Origin of the sequence: Alteromonas sp. KUL17, assembly GCF_006538305.1 — a bacterium.
Classification (GTDB): Bacteria; Pseudomonadota; Gammaproteobacteria; order Enterobacterales; family Alteromonadaceae; genus Alteromonas; species Alteromonas macleodii.
The window spans coordinates 85,653-109,568 of record NZ_BJKJ01000013.1; the positions used below are offsets into that span (position 1 = coordinate 85,653).

General features: G+C 43.9%; 21 protein-coding genes. 3 read left to right on the forward strand and 18 right to left on the reverse strand.

From position 1 onward, the window contains the following. Window positions 1-32: 32 nt before the first annotated feature. The 15 genes from KUL49_RS12735 to KUL49_RS12800 form a co-directional block, all read right to left on the reverse strand. The gene (locus tag KUL49_RS12735) at window positions 33-224 is read right to left on the reverse strand and encodes a hypothetical protein (RefSeq protein ID WP_131137519.1); all 192 of its coding nucleotides are present in this window, start codon (window positions 222-224) and stop codon (window positions 33-35) included. A 90-nt stretch (window positions 225-314) separates the two neighbouring features. Then, window positions 315-818 (reverse strand): hypothetical protein, encoded by a 504-nt coding sequence (locus tag KUL49_RS12740; RefSeq protein WP_131137520.1) that lies wholly within the window; start codon window positions 816-818, stop codon window positions 315-317. Between the two features lie 18 nt (window positions 819-836). Further along, window positions 837-3,071 carry an AAA family ATPase gene (locus tag KUL49_RS12745; protein ID WP_131137521.1) on the reverse strand — a complete coding sequence of 745 codons (2,235 nt, stop codon included), beginning with the start codon at window positions 3,069-3,071 and terminating at the stop codon, window positions 837-839. Next, complete coding sequence (locus tag KUL49_RS12750) at window positions 3,068-3,577, reverse strand: hypothetical protein (protein ID WP_131137522.1); 510 nt, start codon at window positions 3,575-3,577, stop codon at window positions 3,068-3,070. The genes KUL49_RS12745 and KUL49_RS12750 overlap by 4 nt, the downstream gene beginning before the upstream one ends. A 3-nt stretch (window positions 3,578-3,580) precedes the next feature. Then, a complete protein-coding gene (locus KUL49_RS12755) occupies window positions 3,581-3,994 on the reverse strand; it encodes a DUF6262 family protein (RefSeq protein ID WP_131137523.1) in 414 nt (137 codons plus the stop codon). Continuing rightward, window positions 3,991-4,461 carry a hypothetical protein gene (locus tag KUL49_RS20920; RefSeq protein ID WP_207308455.1) on the reverse strand — a complete coding sequence of 157 codons (471 nt, stop codon included), beginning with the start codon at window positions 4,459-4,461 and terminating at the stop codon, window positions 3,991-3,993. The genes KUL49_RS12755 and KUL49_RS20920 overlap by 4 nt, the downstream gene beginning before the upstream one ends. Further along, entirely contained in the window at window positions 4,461-6,059 is a 1,599-nt protein-coding gene (locus KUL49_RS12760) for a hypothetical protein (protein WP_207308456.1), read from the reverse strand. Before KUL49_RS12760 ends, KUL49_RS20920 begins: the two co-directional genes overlap by 1 nt. Continuing rightward, on the reverse strand, window positions 6,056-7,039 hold the full coding sequence (locus KUL49_RS12765; protein WP_131137524.1) for a tyrosine-type recombinase/integrase: 984 nt from the start codon (window positions 7,037-7,039) through the stop codon (window positions 6,056-6,058). The genes KUL49_RS12760 and KUL49_RS12765 overlap by 4 nt, the downstream gene beginning before the upstream one ends. Before the next feature lie 47 nt (window positions 7,040-7,086). Beyond that, a complete protein-coding gene (locus KUL49_RS12770; protein ID WP_131137525.1) occupies window positions 7,087-7,548 on the reverse strand; it encodes a hypothetical protein in 462 nt (153 codons plus the stop codon). A 16-nt stretch (window positions 7,549-7,564) separates the two neighbouring features. Continuing rightward, window positions 7,565-8,746 (reverse strand): site-specific integrase, encoded by a 1,182-nt coding sequence (locus tag KUL49_RS12775; protein ID WP_131137526.1) that lies wholly within the window; start codon window positions 8,744-8,746, stop codon window positions 7,565-7,567. A gap of 147 nt (window positions 8,747-8,893) precedes the next feature. Continuing rightward, entirely contained in the window at window positions 8,894-9,478 is a 585-nt protein-coding gene (locus KUL49_RS12780; protein WP_039217393.1) for a single-stranded DNA-binding protein, read from the reverse strand. Window positions 9,479-9,745: 267 nt separating this feature from the next. Beyond that, a complete protein-coding gene (locus KUL49_RS12785; protein WP_131137527.1) occupies window positions 9,746-11,308 on the reverse strand; it encodes a sodium/sugar symporter in 1,563 nt (520 codons plus the stop codon). Window positions 11,309-11,665: 357 nt separating this feature from the next. Then, the gene (gene galK / locus KUL49_RS12790; protein ID WP_131137528.1) at window positions 11,666-12,805 is read right to left on the reverse strand and encodes a galactokinase; all 1,140 of its coding nucleotides are present in this window, start codon (window positions 12,803-12,805) and stop codon (window positions 11,666-11,668) included. Continuing rightward, the gene (locus KUL49_RS12795) at window positions 12,798-13,853 is read right to left on the reverse strand and encodes a UDP-glucose--hexose-1-phosphate uridylyltransferase (RefSeq protein WP_014947878.1); all 1,056 of its coding nucleotides are present in this window, start codon (window positions 13,851-13,853) and stop codon (window positions 12,798-12,800) included. The genes galK and KUL49_RS12795 overlap by 8 nt, the downstream gene beginning before the upstream one ends. A 172-nt stretch (window positions 13,854-14,025) precedes the next feature. Next, complete coding sequence (locus tag KUL49_RS12800; protein ID WP_131137529.1) at window positions 14,026-15,045, reverse strand: aldose epimerase family protein; 1,020 nt, start codon at window positions 15,043-15,045, stop codon at window positions 14,026-14,028. Between the two features lie 328 nt (window positions 15,046-15,373). Here KUL49_RS12800 and KUL49_RS12805 point away from each other — a divergent pair, with 328 nt between their 5' ends. After that, entirely contained in the window at window positions 15,374-16,375 is a 1,002-nt protein-coding gene (locus KUL49_RS12805) for a LacI family DNA-binding transcriptional regulator (RefSeq protein ID WP_014947876.1), read from the forward strand. A gap of 410 nt (window positions 16,376-16,785) precedes the next feature. Here the strand turns inward: KUL49_RS12805 and KUL49_RS12815 are convergent, their stop codons facing one another. Continuing rightward, a complete protein-coding gene (locus KUL49_RS12815) occupies window positions 16,786-17,649 on the reverse strand; it encodes an alpha/beta hydrolase (RefSeq protein ID WP_131137530.1) in 864 nt (287 codons plus the stop codon). A gap of 253 nt (window positions 17,650-17,902) precedes the next feature. Between KUL49_RS12815 and KUL49_RS12820 the strand changes: the two genes are divergently transcribed. Continuing rightward, entirely contained in the window at window positions 17,903-18,496 is a 594-nt protein-coding gene (locus KUL49_RS12820) for a hypothetical protein (RefSeq protein ID WP_014975368.1), read from the forward strand. A 74-nt stretch (window positions 18,497-18,570) separates the two neighbouring features. On the opposite strand, the gene KUL49_RS12825 is transcribed toward KUL49_RS12820, so the two are convergent. After that, entirely contained in the window at window positions 18,571-19,155 is a 585-nt protein-coding gene (locus KUL49_RS12825) for an HAD family phosphatase (protein WP_014977981.1), read from the reverse strand. 66 nt (window positions 19,156-19,221) lie between these two features. After that, complete coding sequence (locus tag KUL49_RS12830; protein WP_131137531.1) at window positions 19,222-20,559, reverse strand: MFS transporter; 1,338 nt, start codon at window positions 20,557-20,559, stop codon at window positions 19,222-19,224. A gap of 343 nt (window positions 20,560-20,902) precedes the next feature. On the opposite strand from KUL49_RS12830, the gene uvrA reads away from it, so the two are divergent. Further along, window positions 20,903-23,734, forward strand: a complete 2,832-nt coding sequence (uvrA, locus tag KUL49_RS12835) for an excinuclease ABC subunit UvrA (RefSeq protein WP_131137532.1) — start codon at window positions 20,903-20,905, stop codon at window positions 23,732-23,734. Window positions 23,735-23,916: the final 182 nt, after the last annotated feature.

A 23,916-nucleotide genomic window follows, 5' to 3' on the forward strand; every position in this document is an offset into this window, starting at 1 on the left:
AAGCTTGGTTGTTTTGCTTAAACTAGAAACCATTAGTCAAACTGTAATGAAAGTGCTTCTTGAACAATGCATTCTGCGCTCACAAACGTGTCATTTATGAGCGCTATTCCACAGGGAGGCAAAATGATAAATTCAATGATTTCCAAATTCCTATAAGCAAAGAAAGCATTATCAGGCAGCTTAGCACTAGCATCAGCTAATGATTGAAGTTCTTCAATATCCATAGGTTTTACAGTCAAAAAAAGCATATCATTAGGCTAATATACTGACTTCTATTTTTATACTGAACCATGGAATCGTTTTGAATAAAAAATTCAGACAAATATTCCTCTCGGCTGAAACAGTGAAACACAATTTTTTGTCGCATGCAGTGAAATATCAAGTGCCGCTACATCATCATTTAAGTCACCGCTAAAGGCATCCATTACCGCCATTAGTTCTCTATTTAATGAGCTATCAACAAATGTTTCATAGTCGCTAGAGAACAGGGGGTCGTACACCGTTGAATCTAACGCTCTCACTGTATGTTCAAACCATTGCAGACTAAGTGATAAACACATTATTGGCCATTGTGCTCCCACAGCGGGATGCAATGCTACACATAGCCGAGCCATGCTTAGGGGGCAACCTAAATCAGCAAAGTAATACAACACCTGCAAGCCTGCTTCGTTTGGTGATGTTAGTTTAATACCCTGAAAGGTTTCCCCAGGGAAAATAAAAACGTTCCCGTCAGTACTATCGAGCTGTCGATTGAATTCCCTATCGCACAACTGCTTGGTGTCAGGAGCAAGGTTGGCTAATAGTGGTGTAAGTTCCAATAGATACCTCTGTATTAATTAATGTGAGTCTTCCAAAGCAAAGCAGTGACGTAGCTTCGCACCTAGATTAACCATTCTGTCGTTGGCTGAGTTCCGTAATAAGGCTGCCTGTAATAGTTTTAGGTTGCCAACAAAAATCACTTCTTTTTCAGCTCTGGTGATAGCTGTGTAATACATAGTAACGCTGGTATGGTTGCCACCATCGATGGGTATAACCACACGTTCAAACTGCGACCCCTGGCTCTTATGTATCGTCATTGCATAAGCCAACTTCAACGCATCTACAACTTCAATGGTAACCTCTCTCGTCACGCCATCATCCCAGAGAACTTTGCCGTAACTTACGATCTCATCATCACCTGTCTCGGCTTTAACTAATCGTTGTTTCTTGTATACTTCTGCGACCTCGCCAACCGAACCATTCATTATGTCCATATCGTAGAGGTTCTTGCAGCACATTACTTTGTCATTCAATCTAAATTGCGTCTCTTGATATCTGTCATAGTCATCTACGAAAACCTTCAAGCGCGGCTTTTTGTTGAAAGATGCACACAATTCATTAATTGCATCTGCCATTCTGTTTGTTGGGCAGATGACTTGAGTTGAATCTGGTAACTCTTTATAGAGTGCAGCGACCTCTTTCTTAATAACCCCATGACTATTCGCTGTGATGAACCTAACATCATCATTTCCAAAATCGGGCAGCTCTCCTTGTCGTACCTTAATTGAGGCTGCCGGAATGTTGGAGTCGTTACCCTGCCTCTTAACCTTTGTCAGTGTTATTTTAGGCACTAAATCTATTTCTATTAACTCGTGTAACACTAGCCCAAAATCGACTGGCGGCAATTGCCCGGTATCCCCCAACATCAGAATACGCGTACCATACGGGATAAACTTGAGAAGCCTGTACATACTTGGGAGGTCTACCATTGAGCTTTCATCTATTACGATAATGATCTCCATCCCTTTATACTTTTTGAAATCGAATGACCGCAAAAAGCGGGCAATGGTGAACGACTCATATCCTGTAGCTTCGGTCATTCTCTTCGCCGCTTTTCCTGCTAGGGCAATCTGTATTGGCTTTACATGAATACTAGCAAACACCCGATACATGGCATCAAGCACTGTGGTTTTACCAACACCGGCACCACCGTTGATGATAAAGAAGTGATGGTGCGTAGCCTTTTTAACGGCTTCTTTTTGTAATGAAGTGAGCGTGAACCCCTTCTCGTGCTCATACATTTCAATGATTTCATCCACCTGAGAAGGGGACGTTCTAAGTTGTGTCGGCTTTCTAATCAGTTCGAATAAACGTTGAGCAACAAAGCATTCCATCATGAATGCGCCATTGCTCTGGTAAATTTTTTCAGCCAAGCGCACATAATTATCTGTCAAATAAGCCTCAGAGAGCGCCTGTGAGACGAGTTCTTCTGAATCATTATCTGCGTTAGCGTTTGACTTCAAAAGTTGCGTGAGTGGCTCTGTGAGTTCATTTTGAAGGGCAGCAGTGCTTCCTTTGTCGAGTATTTTATATAACGCGGCTTCGACTGCCGCCGCCAACCTTATTGCACTATCAGGGAAAAAATTCAAATCACTTGCAATGCCATCACACTCTTCGAACGATAAGCCGAATGTGAGAAGCCGATAAGGATCTTCATTAAGCTTTGCTATCGTTTCATCTCGATAGAAGTCTACAACGCGCATCGACAAGGGTACGGGCAATTTCAAGGTCATATTGCAGTAGCGCATCTCGTCGAGGAGGATATATTTCTGCCATGCACTTGCAGCGTTGTTAGCAGCTTTCTCAGTCAATATCTGACGTAGAGTCTCAATATCACCGTTATCCAGGTGCTTGAAGAGTTCCTCACCAAAATGATTCCAAAGCTTCTGTGCCTTAATCGGCCCAATTCCTTTGAAGCGACTACTGCCACCGATTAAGTCAACAATCAACTTGCTCTGTGGACGTAAGATATCCACATTACTGGTCGTGATGAGAAACCGCTCAAATCCATTTTCTGTTCTGCCTTTCAGCTTGGTTTTAGGCCTGACGTCAATCAACATGCCTTTCTTGAGCTCAGATATAACGACGTCTTGGTCACTTCCTTCGATAGAGATGACTAAGTGCTGAAATCTATTGGCTTTTACTAACGTTTCCGGGTCAACTTCAACACCATGTACAACTGCCCCCTCCTTTCCTCGATAGGCATTCCGTGTGACGCGAACGGTAATAGATCTGGAGTAACCGATATTCATCGTAAGTGTTTACTGAATTTTGCCAGATAATCGTCGCGGGTACCTTCACGATCCAATGCAGCCTTTGTCGCTTTAAGCTCTTCTTTGAGTCTATCTTTATCCGCTGATAACTCAGCAACTTGCGACTGAAGGCGTTTTATCTCCGCGTTTTTCTCCTTGATTTCTTTCTCCGAGGCTGTGTATAAGACCGTTGCTTTGGCATTGCTCTGCGTTTTTTCCGGACTTTGATAGGGTAGTTGAAGAAGCAATCCCTGCATCTTTAACACCTCCGCTTTTCCCGTTATATAACGTTTGATATGTGAATTTTGATATAGACTGGAGCGACTGATACCACACTCTTTAGCAATAGCTGTGAGATCAATGTAGCCGTGTTCTATATAATCTCCCCAACTATCACCATCGAGAATACCCAAAAGTTCAGCAACCTTGATAAGGTTCGCTTTGCCCTTATGGCCCATGCGCTCTAAATTGAAGTCAACTAACTCTTTCTCTACGTCGAATTTCATTTTTTATCTTTTGCCACTTTTGCGTGAAACCGTTTTTATCGACTCGGGCATCGGTGCGTTGAGTTGGTCAATCGTAATGTTTGCGTTCGTAGCGTTGTAAAGCCAGCGAACATACTTCAAGTCATATTCAGCAAGTGTCGTTTCGAGACGTTCAATTTTATTCTTTGCCTTTGCTAATTCTGCTTCCAGTTTTTCTATGGTCTTTGAGTTATGCTGCTTAAGGTTTTGAGATTCGTTAATTTCTTTATACAGCGCACTAATAGCGTCATTTTTGTATAACGCGGGTCTGGAAAACCCCACCTCTTTTGCGATATCGGTCATTGTGACTTTTCCGTTCTTAGAGAGGTAGGCCATTCTCTTAATGGTTTCGCAGATTTCCTTCTCGGCTTCGGGGGTTATTCTGGCACTCTTTTTCATATTGCCTCACATTTCGTTTTGCCATCAGGAAAAATCTGCACTCGCTCACCGACTGCGATCGAGTCATCGTTCTCGATGGCTAACGCCATCTGACATCCGTTCAATAACTCCTCATGCGAGAGTAGCCAATTATTTGCATTGTGATACTCCTCATCAACTGCTTCTTTAGCTGCATCGACGTGTAACTTCTGTTGATCTCTGATACGAGCCACCTCTTCCATCTCAGAAGGATTACCTTTTACACGATAATAGTTACTACACCCTCTCAAGCACGCGTAGTGCTTACCGCAAGGTGAGTCATTATAATCATGCTTGCATAGCCCAATTGAAGTAGTCAGCGACGTCGTCAGATCCTGAATTGTATCCAGCGCCTCATCTCTATCCACCAAGGTAAACAGTATGGCTGCTTCCTTCTCTTGTTCACGAGATAACCCTGTAGAGGCGATGATTGTGTCAGCCTCATCCATTACCTTTTTGTTTTATTTGTGTGGTTGTAGGTCGCGTTATCACCCATATATTTCCTACCAAAATAACGCGCTACCTCAATGTCAGAAACTGTGTCACTTAACTCCAGCATAGTACTTAAAAAATGACGAAATTGATGGGACGTCAACCGCACTGGCCTGTCTTCAAATTTAAGGTCATAGCGTTCAAACACACTTTCCATACCAATTTTGGGACGGCCACTTAGATAATCTGAAAGCTGTGTATGGGTGATCATTGTGAACACCCAAGGCTCTGTAGATTTCACTGAATGATGTCTTTGATGTTGAGTAATGAACAGCAAGTCCTCTGGTCGTTCAGCTACTGTTAGGTTCTTTATAGAATCCCATAGCGACGAAATTGATTCCTGCGCCAATGCTGTTGTTTTTTGCTTTAATTCGCTCGTTTGGAATGTCGCTACTGACTTCATTTTGCCGTTAACGTCTTGCTGCTGTTTGGTGATAGTAATCCCGCGGCTTCTTAAGTATGTTTGAAAATTAGAATTACTAGACCACTTCAGTAACTTCCAAGTACTAGGGATAGTTGCAACAGTGTCATCCTCAAGTTCAGGAAAGAAATCATGTTGATTTTTGGTGGCCGCAGCGACGACATCCCTCACTGGCTGCAAGTGTTTGCGCGCAGTGTCTATCCCCTTTTTTAAAATTGGAAGCAAACTTTCGGGAATGCTTTTTGACCGCCAACCGCCGCCTTTCTTAGCCTTGTAGCGAATTTCATGTACAAGAGAAGTTACTGGTTCGCCGGTTAAGACATTCGTTTCTTCGATTTCTTTTTCATAAAGACAGTGTTTATCTAATAGAACCAACTCATCAAAACGTAGGCCTGTCGCCAACATGATTTCTACTATCGCTTGAAATAACACATCGTCACCCAAAAGAGGGGCATTTGAGAGGGTTGCCGCAGCAATAAGTCCTTCTTTAGTGGGGAGCTTTTTAGCGCGCTTTGTAATAGATTCTTGATCAATCCTTGAGTCGCTGTTGGTGTGAGTCTCACTACGTTTAGCTGATTTTTTGAATGTAATCTTATGATTTGCCAATTTTTTTTGATTTATATATTTACAAATCGCTTCTAATTTTACACCTACTCGATAGAACGTACTGTCTTCCAAAGAAACACGAGCTTCTCGCTCAGCCAATTTAAAATCATTCATTGAAAGTTCACTAAGGCACTTATTTGCAGGACCTATTATATTGTCGAGGTAACGATAAGCATTTATCCAAAGTTGAAGTGTCCCTACATCCTTTGCTTTCGCAATTTGAAGTGAAGTGACATGGCATTTTACTACGTCGGATAGTTGCTTATGCTGAAAAGGTGCCATGTCAGACTGGGAGTCTTTAATTTTGTTACCTTTTTTATTATCTCTATTGAAGTTTAAGCAAATGCGATAGCCAGCTTTTCTCCCTTGAGATAAGCAGATATTTTTCACATCCCAATGCAGCGAATCCCAGTTCCAGCCCTCTTTACTCTTAAACGGTGAATGCTTTTTAGAAAAATGAATTAACTCATTCAGGTTACTCAGAGGATCATTGCCAGGTCGAGGTATTAAAGGAGCAACATTACTCATAATTCACCGTCCTCCAATTGCTGCACAAATTTAGATGCTGCTAAGTAGTCTTTGTGTTTAAGTATCTCAATTGCATGCCCTTCACCAAAGGTCTCTTTCGCTTCAGAAACAAAGTTTTCAACGACAGACTTGTGATCAACGTCATCGAATGCTTCAAGAGATGCACACCCATAGCAGCTCAGAGGTGGATTAAGTGAGCATGGCGTTTTACTTGCGCAACTACCAATGAGATGAAGTTTTTGGTCTTTTGTTGGTGCAAATATTTGTTGCCCAGCTTGAGATGCCTCATCAGGATTTACTATTTTTCCTGCAAATGCCTCAATGATTTCTTTAGCTTCAGATTGGAGTACATCATCCAATTTTTTAGCGACATGGTGAGTATGGCGGTAATACACTTCAAGTTGCTGAAGATCTGTATGATCCATCAGCTCAGCCACCACCTTAAGTGGAGTTCCTTTAGCGATTAACTGAGTACAAAAGGTCTTTCGCAAACGTCGATTTGTGACTTTGAAATTCAAACCTAACTTTTCAGAGATTTTTTTAATTCGATCTGAATAGGTGTGTATTGTTGTGCTCAATTTAATTGGCTTTTTTGTTGCTTGGCTTAAATTACATAGTAAAGGCCAATCATGGGGAAGTTTCTTGCCAAGTTCAGATTCATATCTCTCTCGCAATAGCGTTACTAAGCTATAAAGAGAGTTTGTAATCACCCTTTTTTTGAATTGACTATTTCTTTTGTGGCCTCGCTGTTTCGCCCGGGGAAGCTGGATATATGGAACTCCATTTTCCTCGATTCCAACCTTATCACAAGAAAGTTTGATAACTTGTATATCCCGAGCTCCCAACACTTGCCCAATCTTTAATGCCACTAGTCCTTGAAGCTCTGCAATTGATAAGCTTTTAGTATCGATAGATGCCATCGCTTCTCGAAAAAGTCGCTGTTCTCTTAGTGTTAGAGGGCCTCTATTTGGAAGCTCCATAATGACATCTTTACCTTTACCATCATCTGTTCCAAATTTGAGTACATCTAAATACAGGTCAAAAAAATCGTCATCAAAAAAGGAAAACTTTCCTCGACAAACCAGCTATACATTGTTCTCAACACAGACTTGGTTGTAGCGCTAATATCGCTAGTCATTAACTCCCGAAATTGTTGTTCTATTGTTTCTTCAATCTCAGATTCATTCTTAGCCTCATCCCCAACTTCCAACTTTTTAAAAAACTTCCAATGGTTCATGAGCGAAAAATTCGAATAGCTTTTACACGCAAAAGAAATCCACGCTTTTGCGTGCTCGCGCAGGATAGGGTCAATGAGTTCAAAATTTATTGGAATTCTTTCTGGCAGGAGATGAATTTTTGTTTTTGTTAAGTCGAGTGGTTGTCCATTTTGAGAAACTGGATAAGGATCATAAACAATCTCTTTGTCACTTTTATCAAAACCTACTGTCGTTAATTGGGTGTCGCTCAAAACAACGTTGTACTGCATCACTGCTACTCCTTAGCTATCAGTTATTCTCAAGGAAACTATGAAACGAACTCATTGCTTCAACGCACTGTTCGTATGTCGCCAATTTCTCGTAATTTTCGCTTTGACGTGATAACGGCTTCCAACCACCGATGTTGTTTTTTATTTTTCTCTTTTGTTCGTCGTCATAGCTATCGCGGTGAAGAATACGGTCGAGATTCTCGAAGAACGTATGGCGCAATCTATGTGAGCCTAATTCGTTAATGTCGGGTATTTTGGCTTTGATTGCATCAAACACAGATGTTAATGACGACATAGACAAAGGAGGATAAGGAGCATGACTAGACAAAATTAGATAGGGTGGTTGCTTTCTAGCAGCTTTCGGTGTGCTTCTAATAACTTTGTATTGGTTAATTAAATCTGCCAAATCATTAGAGATGGGAATGATTCGTTCTTCTGTTTTTTCGTGCGGAATGTCTTTACGAGGATCATCGTACTTCACGTTCTGCCTAGTGTGAATATAAGGCCTTTCGCCATGCGCAAGCTTAGACGTATGGCAATTCTCTATAGTTAACGACAAGAGCTCCCCTCGACGGATACCTGTCTCATACAATAAACGAATAATAAGCCTATTACGTAATGCGGTGCCTTTGCTCCATCCGAAATACTTCGGATCTTTTAGGCCTTTGAAAAGCGAAACTTGAACTTGAGTGGATAACCCAGTAACCGTCGATGTGTTGCCTACGGACAACTTCCGAGCCTTTAACCTTCGAGTGAGACGTTCAACATTCTCTTCAATGGTTCCAATCATAGGATCATTCAGTTTGCGTGTTTTGATAGCACGTTCAGCTAAATAAGCAAAATACTCGCAACACGCATCGATACGTTGATTGAAATATTCAGCCTCTACCGTCTTTCGATTAATGGGTACAACGACATCCGTATCCTTCGCATACATTTCGAGATGTCTTAACAATGAGATGAAATGTTCACTTCTATTGAGGCCATGAAGCGCCACCTCTGCTAACAGGTCAATGTCATGCTTTGTTGCCCAACGTTCTACATGGATGACATGACGAGCATTGTTCTCTTGTGTGTTATCAGCACCATTAAGAGAAATAAGCGTGTAGCGGCAAATGCGGTCTATCGGCACTCCGTTATCATCAACCACAAGACAACCAACTTCATTAATACCGTCTTTTCTGACTTTACGTAACTTCATAGGCTTAAACTTTACATTTTAAGTTTGGTATATTTATAGTATCAGTAAAGGGCCTTGTCAAATTAAAGTTTACACCACAAAAACGAAAAGAGCCCTTGAAAACAAGGGCTCTTTACAAATAAAGTTTACACTGTAAATTTTGGTTCCCTAGAACGGAATGTCATCGTCGAAGTCAAAATCTGGCTCAGCCATTGGTGGGTTCTTTGGCTGACCTTGATTGCCACCCTGAGGCGCTTGATTGTAGCCACCACCTTGGTTTGAGTTGTAGCCGCCCTGCTGACCACCACCTTGCTGTGGCGCTTGGTTATAACCGCCTTGTGCTGGCGCCTGGTTGTAACCACCTTGGTTGTTCTGAGGACGTTGGTAACCACCGTTACCGCCGCCACCTTCACCACCGCGACCACCAAGCATTTGCATTTGGTCTACGATAATTTCAGTGGTGTATCTATCTTGGCCTTGTTGATCTTGCCACTTACGCGTTTGCAATTTACCTTCAACGTAAATTTGCGAGCCCTTTTTCAGGTACTCTCCGGCAATTTCTGCTAAGCGACGGTACATTGTAAGGCGGTGCCACTCAGTGCGCTCTTGAACCTGACCCTGTTGGTCTTTCCAGCTTTCGCTAGTTGCTAGGCTTAAGTTCGCAACGGCGTTTCCGTTAGGCATGTATCTAACTTCAGGATCATTGCCAAGGTTTCCAACAAGAATAACCTTATTAACGCCTTTCGTTGCCATTGATGTCTCCTGTAACGTTTTTAGTGGCTTGCTGTATAAATCTTATTAGTACGACATCAGCAAGCGCGAAAGTTCATCGAATATTAGCCGATTAGTATACCGTATTTTATGAGGGAAAATTGAAGTTTTTCGCCACATGTTTACGTTACTAACTGCAACACGCTCTAGAACTTAACAAAATTTATTGCCAGCGTCTGCTGAACTTTCGCGTTGTTTTTTGCAAATACAAACAAGGGCGTTGATATTAAAAACGCCCTTTATTATTTACTACCACCACGCAATATAAAACGCAGCGGTAAGGATCACCACAGCAATTGACGCAACGTTAAAACCAGATGTGGTTTTGAACTGGACTTCATTAAGGTCAACCGCATTTTTACTAATCCCCTTCTTCTCTAGCAGAGAAACAACTACAGCCAAAGCAATGCAAAGCAGGAAAACAAGTCCCACACGGTCGATAAACGGCAGTTCTGGCCAAAACAGCCAGAATATTAAGCTTAATAAAAATGAGCCTAGCGCTGCAAGCAAACCACCGTTTGCTGTAGTTTTCTTCCAGAACATTCCCAATACGAACAATGCGCAGATACCTGGCGTAAAGAAACCAGTAAACTCTTGAATATATTGGAATGCTTGGTCGAAATTACCCAGCAGCGGCTTGGCCACCACCATAGCAATGATAATCGCGACCAAGCTTACGATACGACCCACTTTCACATAATGCTGCTGCGACTCGTTTGGACGCTTATCTTTATAAAGGTCCATGGTAAAAATAGTAGAAACGCTATTTGTCATCGACGCTAGCGAGGACACAATCGCCGCCACCAAGGCTGCGAAGATAATACCTTTAAGGCCAACAGGCATCAGCGTCATTAGGCTTGGGTATGCTTGGTCCGGTTTAGCTAAGTTTGGCACAATTAGCACTGCTGCAATCCCTGGCAATACCACAATTAGCGGCATTAGCAGTTTTAGGAAAGCCGCAAACGCAATACCTTTTTGCGCTTCTTGAACGCTCTTTGCCGCCAACGTGCGCTGAATGATGTACTGGTTAAAGCCCCAATACGACAGGTTCATGATCCACATACCGCCAATCAATACAGAAATGCCCGGCAAGTCCATATAGTGCGGGTTGTCTTCTGACAAAATCATGTCGAATTTCTCAGGGAGCTTGTTAGTAAGGTCAACAAAACCTTGGATGGCACCATTGCCGTCACTGATTAGGTTTAACGCCGTATACGACAGGAACAAGCCACCAATAACCAACAGCACGACTTGAATAATGTCGGTGAGCGCTACCGCTTTCAAACCGCCGTAAAGTGAATAGGTTAACGAGAAAAGGCCTAAGAACATCATGCCGTAAACCATATCAACACCCGCGATGGTATTGATGGCCAATGCACCTAACCACAGCACAGCCGTTAGGTTTACAAAAACATAAACACCTAGCCAGAATATTGCCATTACCTTGCGCACGCGATGATCATATCGCTGCTCAAGAAATTGAGGCATGGTGTAAATTTTATGCTTAAGAAAGATAGGTAAGAAGAACTTGCCGACAATAAGCAGCGTAATGGCGGCCATCCACTCATAAGACGCAATGGCAACCCCCAACTGGTAACCTGACCCCGACATGCCGATGATTTGTTCGGCAGAGATATTGGCAGCGATGAGTGATGCGCCAATTGCCCACCATGGCAAGCTTGAGCCCGCTAGAAAGTAATCATTTGTGTCTTTTTGATGACCCTGCTTTTCGCGAGAAACCCACCACGCAATTCCGACAAGCGCGACGACGTATACCACGAACAACGTGATATCTATTGATGCTAATTTCATAGTTTTTCCCAAAGTTCTTATTTTGGGTGCGGCGATTGTTATGCAGGGTACACAGGTGAAAAATTGTTTTTATTATTATATTGGTTGTTGCCACACCAGTGTCACGTGATTAAGACGCGTTTTGCAAAACATAATCATTCACTGAGTGGTTTAAAAGCCCACTAATTAACCCATCATGTTTGTGCACACAGTATTAGTATCACATTTCATTTACTTTTTTTAACTATAAATTTGCACTTTTTGTAAAAAAAAGCCGCAACCAATGGATGCGGCTTAAGGGACACAAACAATTCTAAAGAATAGGATTGTTTAGAAAGGGGAGAGGTTTGTGCATAAACGCTGTATATAAATCGATAATTAGGCGAACGCGCCCTGTGTAGCCGTACACACATAAATGTCAGCACTGTATCCTGTTTCATCAGAGTACTTGTCGGCCACGACTTGCTTCACCGCTTCAACTTTGTCGGTAGGTACAAGGGCCACTACGCAGCCGCCGAATCCACCGCCAGTCATGCGAACACCACCCGATTTACCCAGCACTTCACCAACGATCTCAACCAAGTAGTCGATTGGGCGAACGGTAATTTCAAAGTCATCACGCATGGAGATGTGAGATTGCGCCATGGCTTCACTAACCGTTTCGATGTCGCCAGCTTTTAATGATTGGCTTGCTGCCAGTGTTCTAGCGTTTTCGGTAACAATATGCTTCGCGCGGCGATAAACCACCTCTGGCATATGTGCTTTAGCGCCTTCTAGCATTTCCATAGTTGCTTCGCGTAACGATGACACACCCAATAACGACGCGCCTTGTTCACACTGCTGACGACGCAAGTTGTATTCACTGTCAACCAAACCACGTTTAACATTCGAATTGATGATAACGATTTGATGCGAGTCTGGTAGTGGTGAATGCTCAATGGCTAGCGACTGGCAATCAAGCAACATTGCCATACCTTCATTACCCATAGCAGAGATTAACTGATCCATAATTCCGCATGAGCAGCCTACGAACGTATTCTCGGCTTTCTGCCCTAACAGTGCAGCCTGTACGCCATCGAGGGGCAACTCATACAGCGCGCTTAACGCTTTTAATATAGCCACTTCAAAAGATGCCGAAGAGCTTAACCCAGCGCCTTGTGGCACATTGCCCGTAACCAATAAGTTAGCGCCGCCAAAATCTGGAATGGCCTCTTTAAGTACTTTCACTACGCCGCGAACATAGTTGGCCCACCCTTGTTCTTCGTCATAGTTAATGTCTGACAACGAGAACTGGTTTTGCTGATTTTCGTAGTCCATCGCGGTAACCACGATGTCATTATCTGCGCGCTTTGTTGCCGCAACCCACGTTCCAAAGTTGATTGCAGCCGGAAATACGAACCCTTCGTTATAATCGGTATGCTCACCAATAATGTTCACTCGACCCGGCGCATGTGCGATTAATGCTGGCGCCTCGCCGTAATGCGTTTCAAAATTAGAAGAAAGTACTTGATTATCCATTCGCATTCTCACGTTTCTTATAGTGCACTGTGGATAGTGCTTTTAATCTGTCTGCCGCTTGTTCAGGGGTCAAATCTCGCTGTGCCTCTGCCATCATTTCGTACCCAACCATAAACTTGCGTACACTTGCTGAGCGCAGAAGTGGTGGGAAGAAATGCGCATGTAGCGTCCATTCAGGGTGCGCTTCACTATCAAATGGGGCACTGTGCCATCCCATAGAGTATGGGAAAGACGTTTCAAATAAGTTGTCGTACTTCGCTGTAATTTCGCCAATGATCTTAGCAAGAGATAGCGACTGAGAATCCGAGAGCATGTGCATAGATTGCACGTCAAATCTGGGTAACAGTAGCGTCTCAAAAGGCCAAGCGGCCCAGTATGGTACAACTACAACCCAATCATCATTTTGACACACGACTCGCTCTTGCTTCGCTACTTCTTGTTCGGCATAGTCCAACAGCATAGGCGTGCCGTTATCACCAAAGTATTGCTGTAGCTGCACGACTTTTTTCGCTGGGTCGGTAGGCACATGCTGCTGCGCCCATACTTGACCATGAGGGTGAGGGTTTGAACACCCCATCATTGAGCCTTTGTTTTCAAAAACTTGTACCCAGCGATAGGTTTCACCAAGTTCAGCGGTTTGTGCTTTCCACGTGTTGACTACGTCTACGCGTTCTTCATCGGAAAGCTCAGGTAATGTTTTGCTGTGATCAGGGGAAAAACAAATAACACGACTGCAGCCTTGCTCAGTTTCGAACTGAAACAGCCCCTTTTTCTCACTGGCTTGTTCTGTATCTTGCTTAAGGGCGGCAAAATCGTTTTGAAAAACAAACGTACCTTTGTAGTCAGGGTTAACTTCACCATTCACGCGGGTGTTTGTTGGACATAAATAACACGTAGAGTCGTAAGATGGCTTTTGTTCGTTGTTTGGCTCTTCTGAGGCTCCCTGCCAAGGGCGCTTCGCTCTGTGAGGCGACACTAACACCCACTCACCCAACAAAGGGTTGTAACGGCGATGTGGATCGTTGGTAGGGTCGAAAGGGGTTCCCATAATCACTCTCTCTGAATTAGCCTGCTACGCTCTAATGCGCAACATCAAATAGGGTTAAACGTTTACCCTGATAATGATATAGCAAGCTTCTACGTTTATCAATTGCGTAACAAAGAAAATTAATTGTTAAATTGATAACAAATAATTTTCTTTTGTTACTACATAACGATTTCTATGCGCTGAACTTGTATCGCATACTTGCTTTGAAGGTTTCCCCGGGTTTTACGAAACAGTTTGGAAACTCGGGCTTATTGGGTGCATCCGGGAAATGCTGTGGTTCTAAGCACAAGGCACCAAGCTGATCGTCGGTTTTCAACCCGCCAGTATAAAACTGCAAACCCGGCAAGTTAGTAAATAACGACATAGCGACACCAGTATCAAGTGCCTTTACGGTTGCTTGTGGGGTATGCTCAGGCGTATCACGGAGCACATAGTTGTGGTCGTAGCCTCCCACCCTATCAAATAATGGATGGGAATTAGATTGCTCTGCCCTTTCTTTTATTGCTGTAGGTTTCGTGAAATCGAAGGGAGTATTGGCAACTTCGACCAGTTTTCCAGTTGGCAGCAAGGTGCTATCTGCGTCCGTGACTTTGTCAGCATTTATATGTAGCAATGTATTACCCACTTGCGGGTCGTTGCTCAACGTGAAGTAAGCATGCTGCGTGAAACTAAGCGGGGTTTCTTTGTTTGTGTTTGCGGTGATCACAAGAGATAACTCGTTGTTTTGATCAAGGGAATAGCATGCCTCTACATTAACAGTACCGGGAAAGCCACCTTCCCCATCGGGACTAGTTAAGGTAAATGTTACAGCCACACTGTCTGTCGTCTCTTGGACACTTGCCGCCCAAACCTTCTTATGAAACCCAGCTAGGCCGCCGTGTAGATTATGTTCACCGCCATTTTTATCTAAGGTGTACTCTGTTCCATTTAACGCAAACGAGCCATGCCCAATTCGGTTTGCGTAGCGTCCTACGATCGCACCGCGATAGCTCGGGTCATCTATATAGTCTTGTAGAGTCTCGAAAGTTTGGACACAACTTACCGATTCACCTTCTGCATTCGGGAAGTGAATTTCTTTAATAATTCCACCGTAGTTAAGCAAGGTAACTGACATGCCGTTGTCGTTAGTTAACGTAAAGGCGTTTATGACTTCGCCTTCTACTTCACCAAATGCAGATACATTTATTTTCATAACAAAATTTTTACCTTAAGACGTGCTTAGTAAACTGACGCTTTCCAACCTACCACACATTTTTTATACATTAATGAATAATGCAATCTTTCAGAATGTCTAGGAGGTTATACGTTTTCCATTCTTTTTTACAGCGGTTTGATTAACAATCATAGAAGGTAAAACCACTTAGGTAATCTAACGCTCTTCATCTCTCTAATGCATCTCAGCCCCGTGAAAGACACCTTAAGCTAAGCGTTAGAATTTTATCTTTTTTTGTAAATATAATGTACGCTATGGCAATCAGGTCAATCGACACTCCACGCAATAAAACGAAGTTTGAAAGAAAATGGCAACAATAAAAGATATCGCCCAAGCCGCTGGCGTTTCATTAGCGACCGTATCAAGAGTTATTAATAATGGTCCTAAAGTGGGCAATGATACTCGCAAGCGTGTCAAAAAAATCATGGAAGAAATGGGTTATCGTCCCAACGCTAATGCACGGGCACTTGTAACCAAACGTAGCGCATCTTTAGGCGTTGTCATTGCTGAGCTCCACGACCCATTTTTCGCTATGTTAGCCCACGGTGTGGAGTCCATTACCCGCAAAAATAACGTTCAAATTTTATTAAGTGCCGGCTCTATTGAAAAAGAGACTGAACTTCGCGCTATTGAAACACTGCTAGAGCATCGAGTAGAAGCCATGGTAGTGCACAGCAAAGCACTTGATGACGAGACCCTGATCGGTTTTGCAAACCAAGTTCCAGGCTTTGTATTAATTAACCGCTATATACCAGAGATAGCAAATCGTTGTGTATGGCTTGATAACGTAACCGGTGGTCGCCTTATGGCGGAATATGCCATCAACCAAGGCCATGAACATGTCGCGGTGATAAGCAGTCAGTATCGCATAGACGATCCTAATCATCGCCTCGAAGGGATTAGAAACGCAGTTAACAATGCGAATTTAAGCTTGCCTGAAAGCATGATTGAGTATGCTACGCCCGATCAGGAAGGTGGTGAACTGGCAATGCAAAACTTGCTTGCTACTGGTGCAAAATTCACTGCTGTTTTGGCTTATAACGATGCTATGGCATCTGGTGCTATGACCATGCTGCAGGATCATGGTATTTCAGTTCCAGAACAAGTTTCTGTGATGGGGTACGATGATGTGCTGTTAGCAAAGTACTGTCGTCCTAAATTAACGACTCTGCGTTATCCGGTAGAAATGATGGCAGCAAAAGCGGCGGAACTTGCATTGAAGTATGCATCGGGAAGCAAACCAGAAGATGGGCTTACCTTTAAATATACTCCTACAGTAGTAAAACGAGATTCAATGGTTAGGGTTTAGCTGTTCGTTTTCCCTTCAGAAATTAATAGACCAAAAAATACCCGCCTATGGCGGGTATTTTATTTAATCACTTACAAGCCAGTTTGATGGATGATTAATCGTAATTCGATGTATAGTTGAGCAACTGTGTTCTAAAAATTTCATGACACGAAACTATTGACAAAAATACCCGCTTGATCGTTTTGCCTCGAACTTTTATCCCCAAAGAGCAAAATTGCCTGATCCTGTACAGCTTTACGATCAAAAAAGATTAAGATCGAGCACAGTTGCTCTACAGCGCTTGATTTAACTGACGTTTCGTGATCCGACCAGAAAGTAATGAAAAGATCGTGATCTGTTGTTCTATATGGCTATTAACAGACTTACCAACAAGGTTTTCCACTACTTATCCACAACGAGTAAGGTTTCAATTACTTAGTGAATCTTGCTAAAAACTGTTTGTACTCTTGTATGGCATAGTCACTTTTTAGCGTTGCGTTGTGCGTTGCACCAGGAATGACCGAAATATACTTTTCGCTACTTGATGCATCTTCTAATAGCTGCTGACTTATCGGGTAAGGCGTTATTTTGTCTTCCTCACCCACCACTAGCCATAGCGGTCCTTCATAGTGACGCAAGATTGGGGCTATTTGCATACTATGAACTTCATCGTGAAGCTTCATGTTTGTGAATGAATTAGAGAAGCCTGGCACCATGTTGGCAATTAAATCAGAGATGTTATTGAAAGCGCCGTCTAATACTAAAGCGTCTATCTTTCTATTTGCAGCAACATAGCTTGCGAAATAGCTGCCTATACCTCGGCCGTGAACGATAGTGGGAATTGAGGCGTCAAACGCACTTGCTACATAGTCAAACTGGGTTAACGCATCTTGTTTAATAGCGTTAATACTTAAGTCCTTCGCTTTATCACTGGCTCCAACTCCCTGATAATCGAGCCACAATATATTAGCGGGCAACTTACCCAGTCTATGAATAACGCTGTTGTTTTCGCTTACAGGCATACGATTGTCTGCAAAGAAAACAATGTTAACAATAGGGTCAGGGTAAGAAACAGCAACGCCTCTCAAAGTTAACCCAGCTTCATTTTTAACTTCAACACGGGTTATGCCCGCTGAGGTTTTGTCTTTTTGAATTGCCGCGTGTAGCTTCGTAGTATCAAGGGGCTTTTGCTGAGTGTCTTGATAAAAGAAGGCCGAAGGAGACACGTTAATTGCGCACCCAATAAGTGACACACTTGCAACTACACTAATTACCGCGTTTTTTAAGCTCATCATTAAAGAACTGTCCGTGTTGAATGGTTATGGCGAAATTTTTATTCAGGTTACATAGGTGTAATGGTTGTGTCGCTGATCAAAAACTCGCTCAGCAAAATCAACAGTCCCACACCTATGCTAAACAAGCTGTAACAGTTTGCAACAGTTGTTCTGTTTCTTAGCGATACAAACTTTCTTATACTAAAGACAATATTACTTGCATAATTTATCTGCATAAAACAAAAATAATTTAATGAAAAGTAGAACATTTTCCATGTCTTACGCTACATCACCAGCTCGACTTATTGTTGCCTGTTGTGCCCTACCCTTACTTATTGCCTGCGAGTCTACGCCACCCGAGCTTGACTCATCATTAATTCCTGCGTCGCAGAGAAAAGACTATCAGCTAACCATGTCTAAAGCGAAAGCTTGTCCAATTAACTTGGCAGAACTAATCGACATACGGTCGAGTAAAGACTTGCTCGTTGGAAGCAGTAATGTAACAGAAGACACGCTCTATTCACTGTTACAGCAAAGCTTAGAAGCGATGAATGTCAGCCCAGATATTGAAGCAGCCAACAGCGTGAAAGTAGTACTAAACCGCGCGTTTATAAAAACCTTAGGAAGTAATATGGTTGCCACCGTGGTGCTTAATGTTAAGTACAAACCTGACTATGCCGATGAGTATTCACCCGCCACCACCTTCAGAGGGCAAAGCATGAATGTGAACGCCAGTGTCAGTGAAAAAGAGAGCAATCAGATTGCTATCGATGCAATGAAAACCGCCATTGATGATGCCACCAAACGTATAAAGTCTTCACTGTTACACAACTGCGGAAATGCGCTAAGCGAACTAGAGGCGGTATAAGCCTAAGAAACTATAAAGTGAACGCGATTGAGTGAGCGTAAGCCCTAAGCTCGAACTTTCAATCTGGGTAAGATTCAGTAGATAAGCCGCGTATTGTCGACCATAAAGCACGCCATGCCACCGTCAACCGCCGCTTTTCGTCCCATGTCGGTATCTTCAAACACCACACAATGCTGTGGTGCTACACCCATTAATTCTGCCGCACGCACAAAGGTTTCAGGGTGAGGTTTACCTTGAGTGACGTCATCGGCTGTAACCAGCGCAGATAGCTGTGCTAGCAGGCCGTGTTCATTTAACACCATTTGAGCGTGCTGCCTATCTGAGCCTGTCCCCACTGCAATGGGCATGCTTCCCTTATAATGGTTAAACACGTCCAGGGTATCTTGGATAAGCCTTGGCACATGGTCTAGCCCTTCAAACGCCTGTTTTTTATATAAAGCAACCTCTGCTGGATCATGGCTTTTGCCATACTTTGCATTCATAAGATGTACGGTTTCAAAGGTAGGAACACCACCTAAACTGTATTGGTAGTCTCGGTCGAAGGGATAACCAAACGCATCGCACGTAAGCTGCCACGCATCAATATGCGCGCCCATTGAATCGACCAAGGTGCCATCCATATCAAAAATAATGGCTTTGTAGCTGCTTAGGTCAATCATGGTGTTCGCTTCCTTCTTCAAAAATAGTGTGATGCTAATCTTTTATGGTTGCAATGAGATAAGCAACTATTCAGACAACACGTCTCGCGCTTTTACCGCATCAAAATCACGATCAACTTTCAGGTATACCGCGTTATTTTGACTGTTTAATGTCACTTCCAACACACCAGGCACTAATAGCAGCTCGGCTTCAATGCTGGAAACATTTGAACTATCAAAATCTCCATTCATCATCACACGTTTAACCCGGCTCACTTCTTTAACACCAAGAATAATAAAAAGCCAAAGCAGAGTGCTAGCAGCACCAATGCCATAAGCTAACTCTTGCGACCAAATATCGGTGACTAAACCTGAAATTACACCGCCCAAAAACGCACCGAAAAATTGAAAACTGGCGTAGAGGCCCATGGCCGTTCCTTTTTGTCCCGCAGGCGCAATGCTCGACACCAATGCAGGGAAATTCGCTTCCAAATAATTAAAGCCAGTAAAGAAAAGCACCACGGCAGCGGTAACCCACCACCAGCTATGGTCCTCTAAACTCAGCGCCAAAAACGCGCCGCCCATTAATACAACGCCGGTTACAAGGAGCGATTTAGGCGTACGGCCTCTTGCTGCTCCCATCATTATAATTAGACCTACAATTGACGCGCCTAAAACGGGTAAGTAGACCGTCCAATGACTGTCTAGCGTCATATCAAAATTCAGTAGCGTAACGGGCAGTTGAACAAACAACAGCGTTATCATCATGTGTAGAATCATCACGCTGATATTTAAACGCCATAACTGAGAAGAGAAGACTAAGCGCTTTAGCTGGTCTTTTTGTGGCAGTGTATCGCCACTGCTCAGCTGCACACCGTTTGGCACTACCCATTTAACCAGCGGCATGCAAAGAATGGCCAGAATACCAGTAATACCAAACACACCTGCAAGCCCGTAGCTGTTCGCAATAAGAGGCCCTAAAATAACGGCTAAATAGAATGAAAAGCCAATGGCTATGCCTATAATAGCTAACACTTTGGCTCGCTGACTTTCCCGGCTTACATCGGTAGCTAGCGCCATTATCGCACCTGCAATAGCCCCAGCACCTTGAAGAATACGCCCAACAATCATCATGGCCATACTGTCGGCGTTTGCTGCTACAAAGCTTCCTAATGCAAATACAGCAAGCCCTAGCAAAATAACGGGTTTACGCCCCCACTTGTCAGACATCATACCCATAGGAATTTGCAGCGCTGCTTGGGTTAGGCCATATCCACCCACGGCAAGTCCTACCAACAACGGCGAGTAATCCGGGTAGTCCATTGCGGCTACAGCCAACACGGGCATAACCATGAACAGCCCCATCATGCGTAATACGTAAACGGAGGCGAGTGCAAGCGCAGCGCGTAATTCCAAAGCGTTCAAAGCGTCTGTTTCCCTCAATAAATAAAATCAAAAAAACAAAAAAGCGCGCAGAGACCGCTGTTTCTGCTGCATCAAGAATAAGGTCGCGAAGTGTAGCATAATACAATTGGTATTTTCTTCTGCTCGCGAGGTAGATTTAGCCCTCTCGCACTACCCTTTTTCTTACTAGGGGTTTAAAAGTGGGGATAAAATCACCACTTTGCAATGTCGATAAGCGAGATCTAATCGTAAGTTTATGTCCGTGAGGTGATCTGCTTACTCCGCTTACAGTATAACTTGAATGTCATATCACTTTACTTGACACCTATGGCATACTGATTCTTTTTCTCTCATTTAGGCTTCAATGGATAAAATCGAAATTCGCGGTGCTCGCACCCACAACTTGAAAAACATCGATTTAACACTGCCACGAGACAAACTGGTGGTGATAACCGGCCTTTCTGGCTCGGGTAAATCGTCTCTTGCATTCGACACGCTTTATGCAGAAGGCCAGCGTCGTTACGTTGAGTCTTTGTCTGCCTATGCTCGTCAGTTTCTATCTATGATGGAAAAACCAGATGTTGATCATATTGAGGGTTTATCACCAGCAATATCCATTGAGCAGAAATCAACATCGCATAACCCCCGTTCAACGGTGGGTACCATAACTGAAATATACGACTATCTGCGTTTAATGTTCGCGCGAGTGGGTACGCCACGCTGTCCTGACCACGATGTGCCGCTAGATGCACAAACAGTCAGCCAAATGGTCGATAAAGTGTTAGCGATGCCCGAGGGCAGTAAGCTAATGCTGCTAGCGCCTATTGTTAAAGAGCGAAAAGGCGAGCACGTTAAGACGCTGCAAAACCTGTCTGCTCAGGGCTTTATTCGCGCGCGAATCGACGGTGAAGTGTGTGACCTATCTGATCCGCCGCCTCTCGATTTGCACAAGAAGCACACCATTGAAGTTGTGGTTGACCGCTTTAAAGTGCGCGACGATATGGCACTGCGTTTGGCTGAATCATTCGAGACGGCGCTTAGCCTTGCTGGCGGCAACGCGGTTGTGGCTGATATGGACGATAAAGACGCAGAAGAAATTGTGTTTTCTGCTAATTTCGCCTGCCCACACTGTGGTTACAGCATTAGTGAACTAGAGCCGCGCCTGTTTTCATTTAACAACCCAGCGGGCGCCTGCCCTACCTGTGACGGCTTAGGCACAAGACAGTTCTTTGACCCCGCACGCGTAGTCGGCAATACCGAATTGAGTCTGTCTGGCGGCGCTATTCGCGGATGGGACAAGCGCAGCTATTACTATTTTCAAATGCTACAGGCAGTAGCAGACCATTATAAATTTAGCCTTACCGAGCCATTTGAAGAGCTCGATAAAAAGCACCAGGACATTGTGCTTTACGGGTCTAAAGGCAAGTCGCTGTCGTTTAAGTACATAAACGAGCGTGGCGACGTGATGGAGCGTAAGCATCCATTTGAGGGCATTATCCCTAATATGGAACGTCGCTATCGCGAGACCGAGTCGAACTCGGTGCGTGAAGAGCTAGCAAAATATTTAAGCCAGCAGCACTGCAGTAGCTGTAACGGCACCCGTCTGCGTGTTGAAGCACGTAATGTATTTATACAAGACACCAACCTGCCAGCCATTGCTGACATGTCGATTGCCGATGCGTACGGCTTTTTCGAGACACTCAACCTTGAAGGTCAACGTGCTCAGATAGCCGAAAAGATTTTGAAAGAAATCATGGACCGCTTGCGCTTCTTGGTAAACGTAGGTCTTAACTATCTTTCTATGTCGCGTAGCGCCGATACCCTATCGGGCGGTGAAGCTCAGCGTATTCGACTGGCAAGTCAAATTGGCGCAGGCCTAGTGGGCGTTATGTACGTGCTGGATGAACCCTCTATCGGACTTCACCAACGGGATAACGAGCGCTTACTTGGTACGCTTACGCATTTGCGTGACCTGGGTAACACTGTTCTAGTTGTAGAACACGACGAGGATGCCATTCGCGAAGCCGATTACATTGTAGATATTGGCCCGGGGGCGGGTGTACATGGTGGTGAGATAATTGCCGAAGGTTCGCTGGAAGATATTAAGAACAGTGAACACTCACTTACTGGAAAATACTTATCTGGTAGAGAGAAGATTGATATTCCTGCAACACGCACACCGGTTAAAGACGACAAGTGGCTAGAGCTTTTAGGCGCTACCGGCAACAACTTGAAGTCTGTTGATTTACGTATACCTACCGGTGTAATGACCTGTGTGACGGGTGTATCGGGCTCGGGTAAATCAACGCTGATTAATGACACCTTCTACAAAATTGCGCAACGCGAGCTGAACAAGGCGACCACGTCTGAACCGGCACCGCATAAGTCGATGACCGGATTAGACCAGCTCGACAAAGTGGTTGATATTGACCAAAGCCCCATCGGCAGAACGCCGCGCTCTAATCCGGCGACTTACGCTGGTATTTTCACTCCAATTCGTGAAATGTTCGCCGGCACTCAAGAGTCGCGTTCACGGGGTTACAAGCCTGGCCGCTTTAGCTTTAACGTGAAAGGCGGTCGATGTGAGGCGTGTCAGGGTGACGGCGTAATTAAAGTGGAAATGCACTTTTTGCCAGACGTGTATGTGCCTTGTGACGTGTGTCAAGGAAAACGCTATAACCGTGAAACCCTTGAGATAAAGTACAAAGATAAGAACATTCACGAAGTGTTGGAAATGACGGTGGAAGATGCCCGTCAATTCTTCGATGCTATTCCGGCTATTTCACGCAAATTGCAGACCCTCATGGACGTAGGCTTGTCATATATTCGACTAGGCCAAGCAGCCACTACGTTATCGGGTGGTGAAGCACAGCGTGTAAAATTAGCAAAAGAGTTGTCAAAAAGAGACACTGGGCAAACACTCTATATCTTGGATGAGCCAACCACCGGGTTGCACTTCCACGATATTAAACAGTTATTAGCCGTCCTTCACAGACTGCGCGACCACGGTAATACCGTTGTGGTTATTGAGCATAACCTAGATGTGATTAAAACCGCAGACTGGATTGTCGACCTTGGACCCGAAGGTGGATCCGGAGGTGGCCAGATTATTGCAGAAGGAACACCTGAGCATGTGGCCCAACAAGAAGTTTCACATACAGGTAGATTCCTTAAACCCATGCTCGCACAAGCTTGAGCCGGTAACGAGGTAAATACGTTAGCGTAAAGCGCACTCGTTTTCTATTTTGTTGCTGTGTAATTTACACAGCAGCTTGTAAGAAGTGCGCGTTGACGTTTATTTACACGTTTTTCCTTGCTGGTCAGAGCTTGTATTGGCAAATCATACGTTACGATGATTTTTGTGTATTTTTGCAGTAA

Bases quoted from the DNA above. Each gene is read 5' to 3' on its own strand.
- KUL49_RS12735 (WP_131137519.1), bottom strand. From the start codon at position 224: ATGGATATTGAAGAACTTCAATCATTAGCTGATGCTAGTGCTAAGCTG.
- KUL49_RS12745 (WP_131137521.1), bottom strand. From the start codon at position 3,071: ATGAATATCGGTTACTCCAGATCTATTACCGTTCGCGTCACACGGAAT.
- KUL49_RS12750 (WP_131137522.1), bottom strand. From the start codon at position 3,577: ATGAAATTCGACGTAGAGAAAGAGTTAGTTGACTTCAATTTAGAGCGC.
- KUL49_RS12755 (WP_131137523.1), bottom strand. From the start codon at position 3,994: ATGAAAAAGAGTGCCAGAATAACCCCCGAAGCCGAGAAGGAAATCTGC.
- KUL49_RS20920 (WP_207308455.1), bottom strand. From the start codon at position 4,461: ATGGATGAGGCTGACACAATCATCGCCTCTACAGGGTTATCTCGTGAA.
- KUL49_RS12760 (WP_207308456.1), bottom strand. From the start codon at position 6,059: ATGAGTAATGTTGCTCCTTTAATACCTCGACCTGGCAATGATCCTCTG.
- KUL49_RS12765 (WP_131137524.1), bottom strand. From the start codon at position 7,039: ATGGAGCTTCCAAATAGAGGCCCTCTAACACTAAGAGAACAGCGACTT.
- KUL49_RS12775 (WP_131137526.1), bottom strand. From the start codon at position 8,746: ATGAAGTTACGTAAAGTCAGAAAAGACGGTATTAATGAAGTTGGTTGT.
- KUL49_RS12780 (WP_039217393.1), bottom strand. From the start codon at position 9,478: ATGGCAACGAAAGGCGTTAATAAGGTTATTCTTGTTGGAAACCTTGGC.
- KUL49_RS12785 (WP_131137527.1), bottom strand. From the start codon at position 11,308: ATGAAATTAGCATCAATAGATATCACGTTGTTCGTGGTATACGTCGTC.
- galK (WP_131137528.1), bottom strand. From the start codon at position 12,805: ATGGATAATCAAGTACTTTCTTCTAATTTTGAAACGCATTACGGCGAG.
- KUL49_RS12795 (WP_014947878.1), bottom strand. From the start codon at position 13,853: ATGGGAACCCCTTTCGACCCTACCAACGATCCACATCGCCGTTACAAC.
- KUL49_RS12800 (WP_131137529.1), bottom strand. From the start codon at position 15,045: ATGAAAATAAATGTATCTGCATTTGGTGAAGTAGAAGGCGAAGTCATA.
- KUL49_RS12805 (WP_014947876.1), top strand. From the start codon at position 15,374: ATGGCAACAATAAAAGATATCGCCCAAGCCGCTGGCGTTTCATTAGCG.
- KUL49_RS12815 (WP_131137530.1), bottom strand. From the start codon at position 17,649: ATGATGAGCTTAAAAAACGCGGTAATTAGTGTAGTTGCAAGTGTGTCA.
- KUL49_RS12820 (WP_014975368.1), top strand. From the start codon at position 17,903: ATGTCTTACGCTACATCACCAGCTCGACTTATTGTTGCCTGTTGTGCC.
- KUL49_RS12825 (WP_014977981.1), bottom strand. From the start codon at position 19,155: ATGATTGACCTAAGCAGCTACAAAGCCATTATTTTTGATATGGATGGC.
- uvrA (WP_131137532.1), top strand. From the start codon at position 20,903: ATGGATAAAATCGAAATTCGCGGTGCTCGCACCCACAACTTGAAAAAC.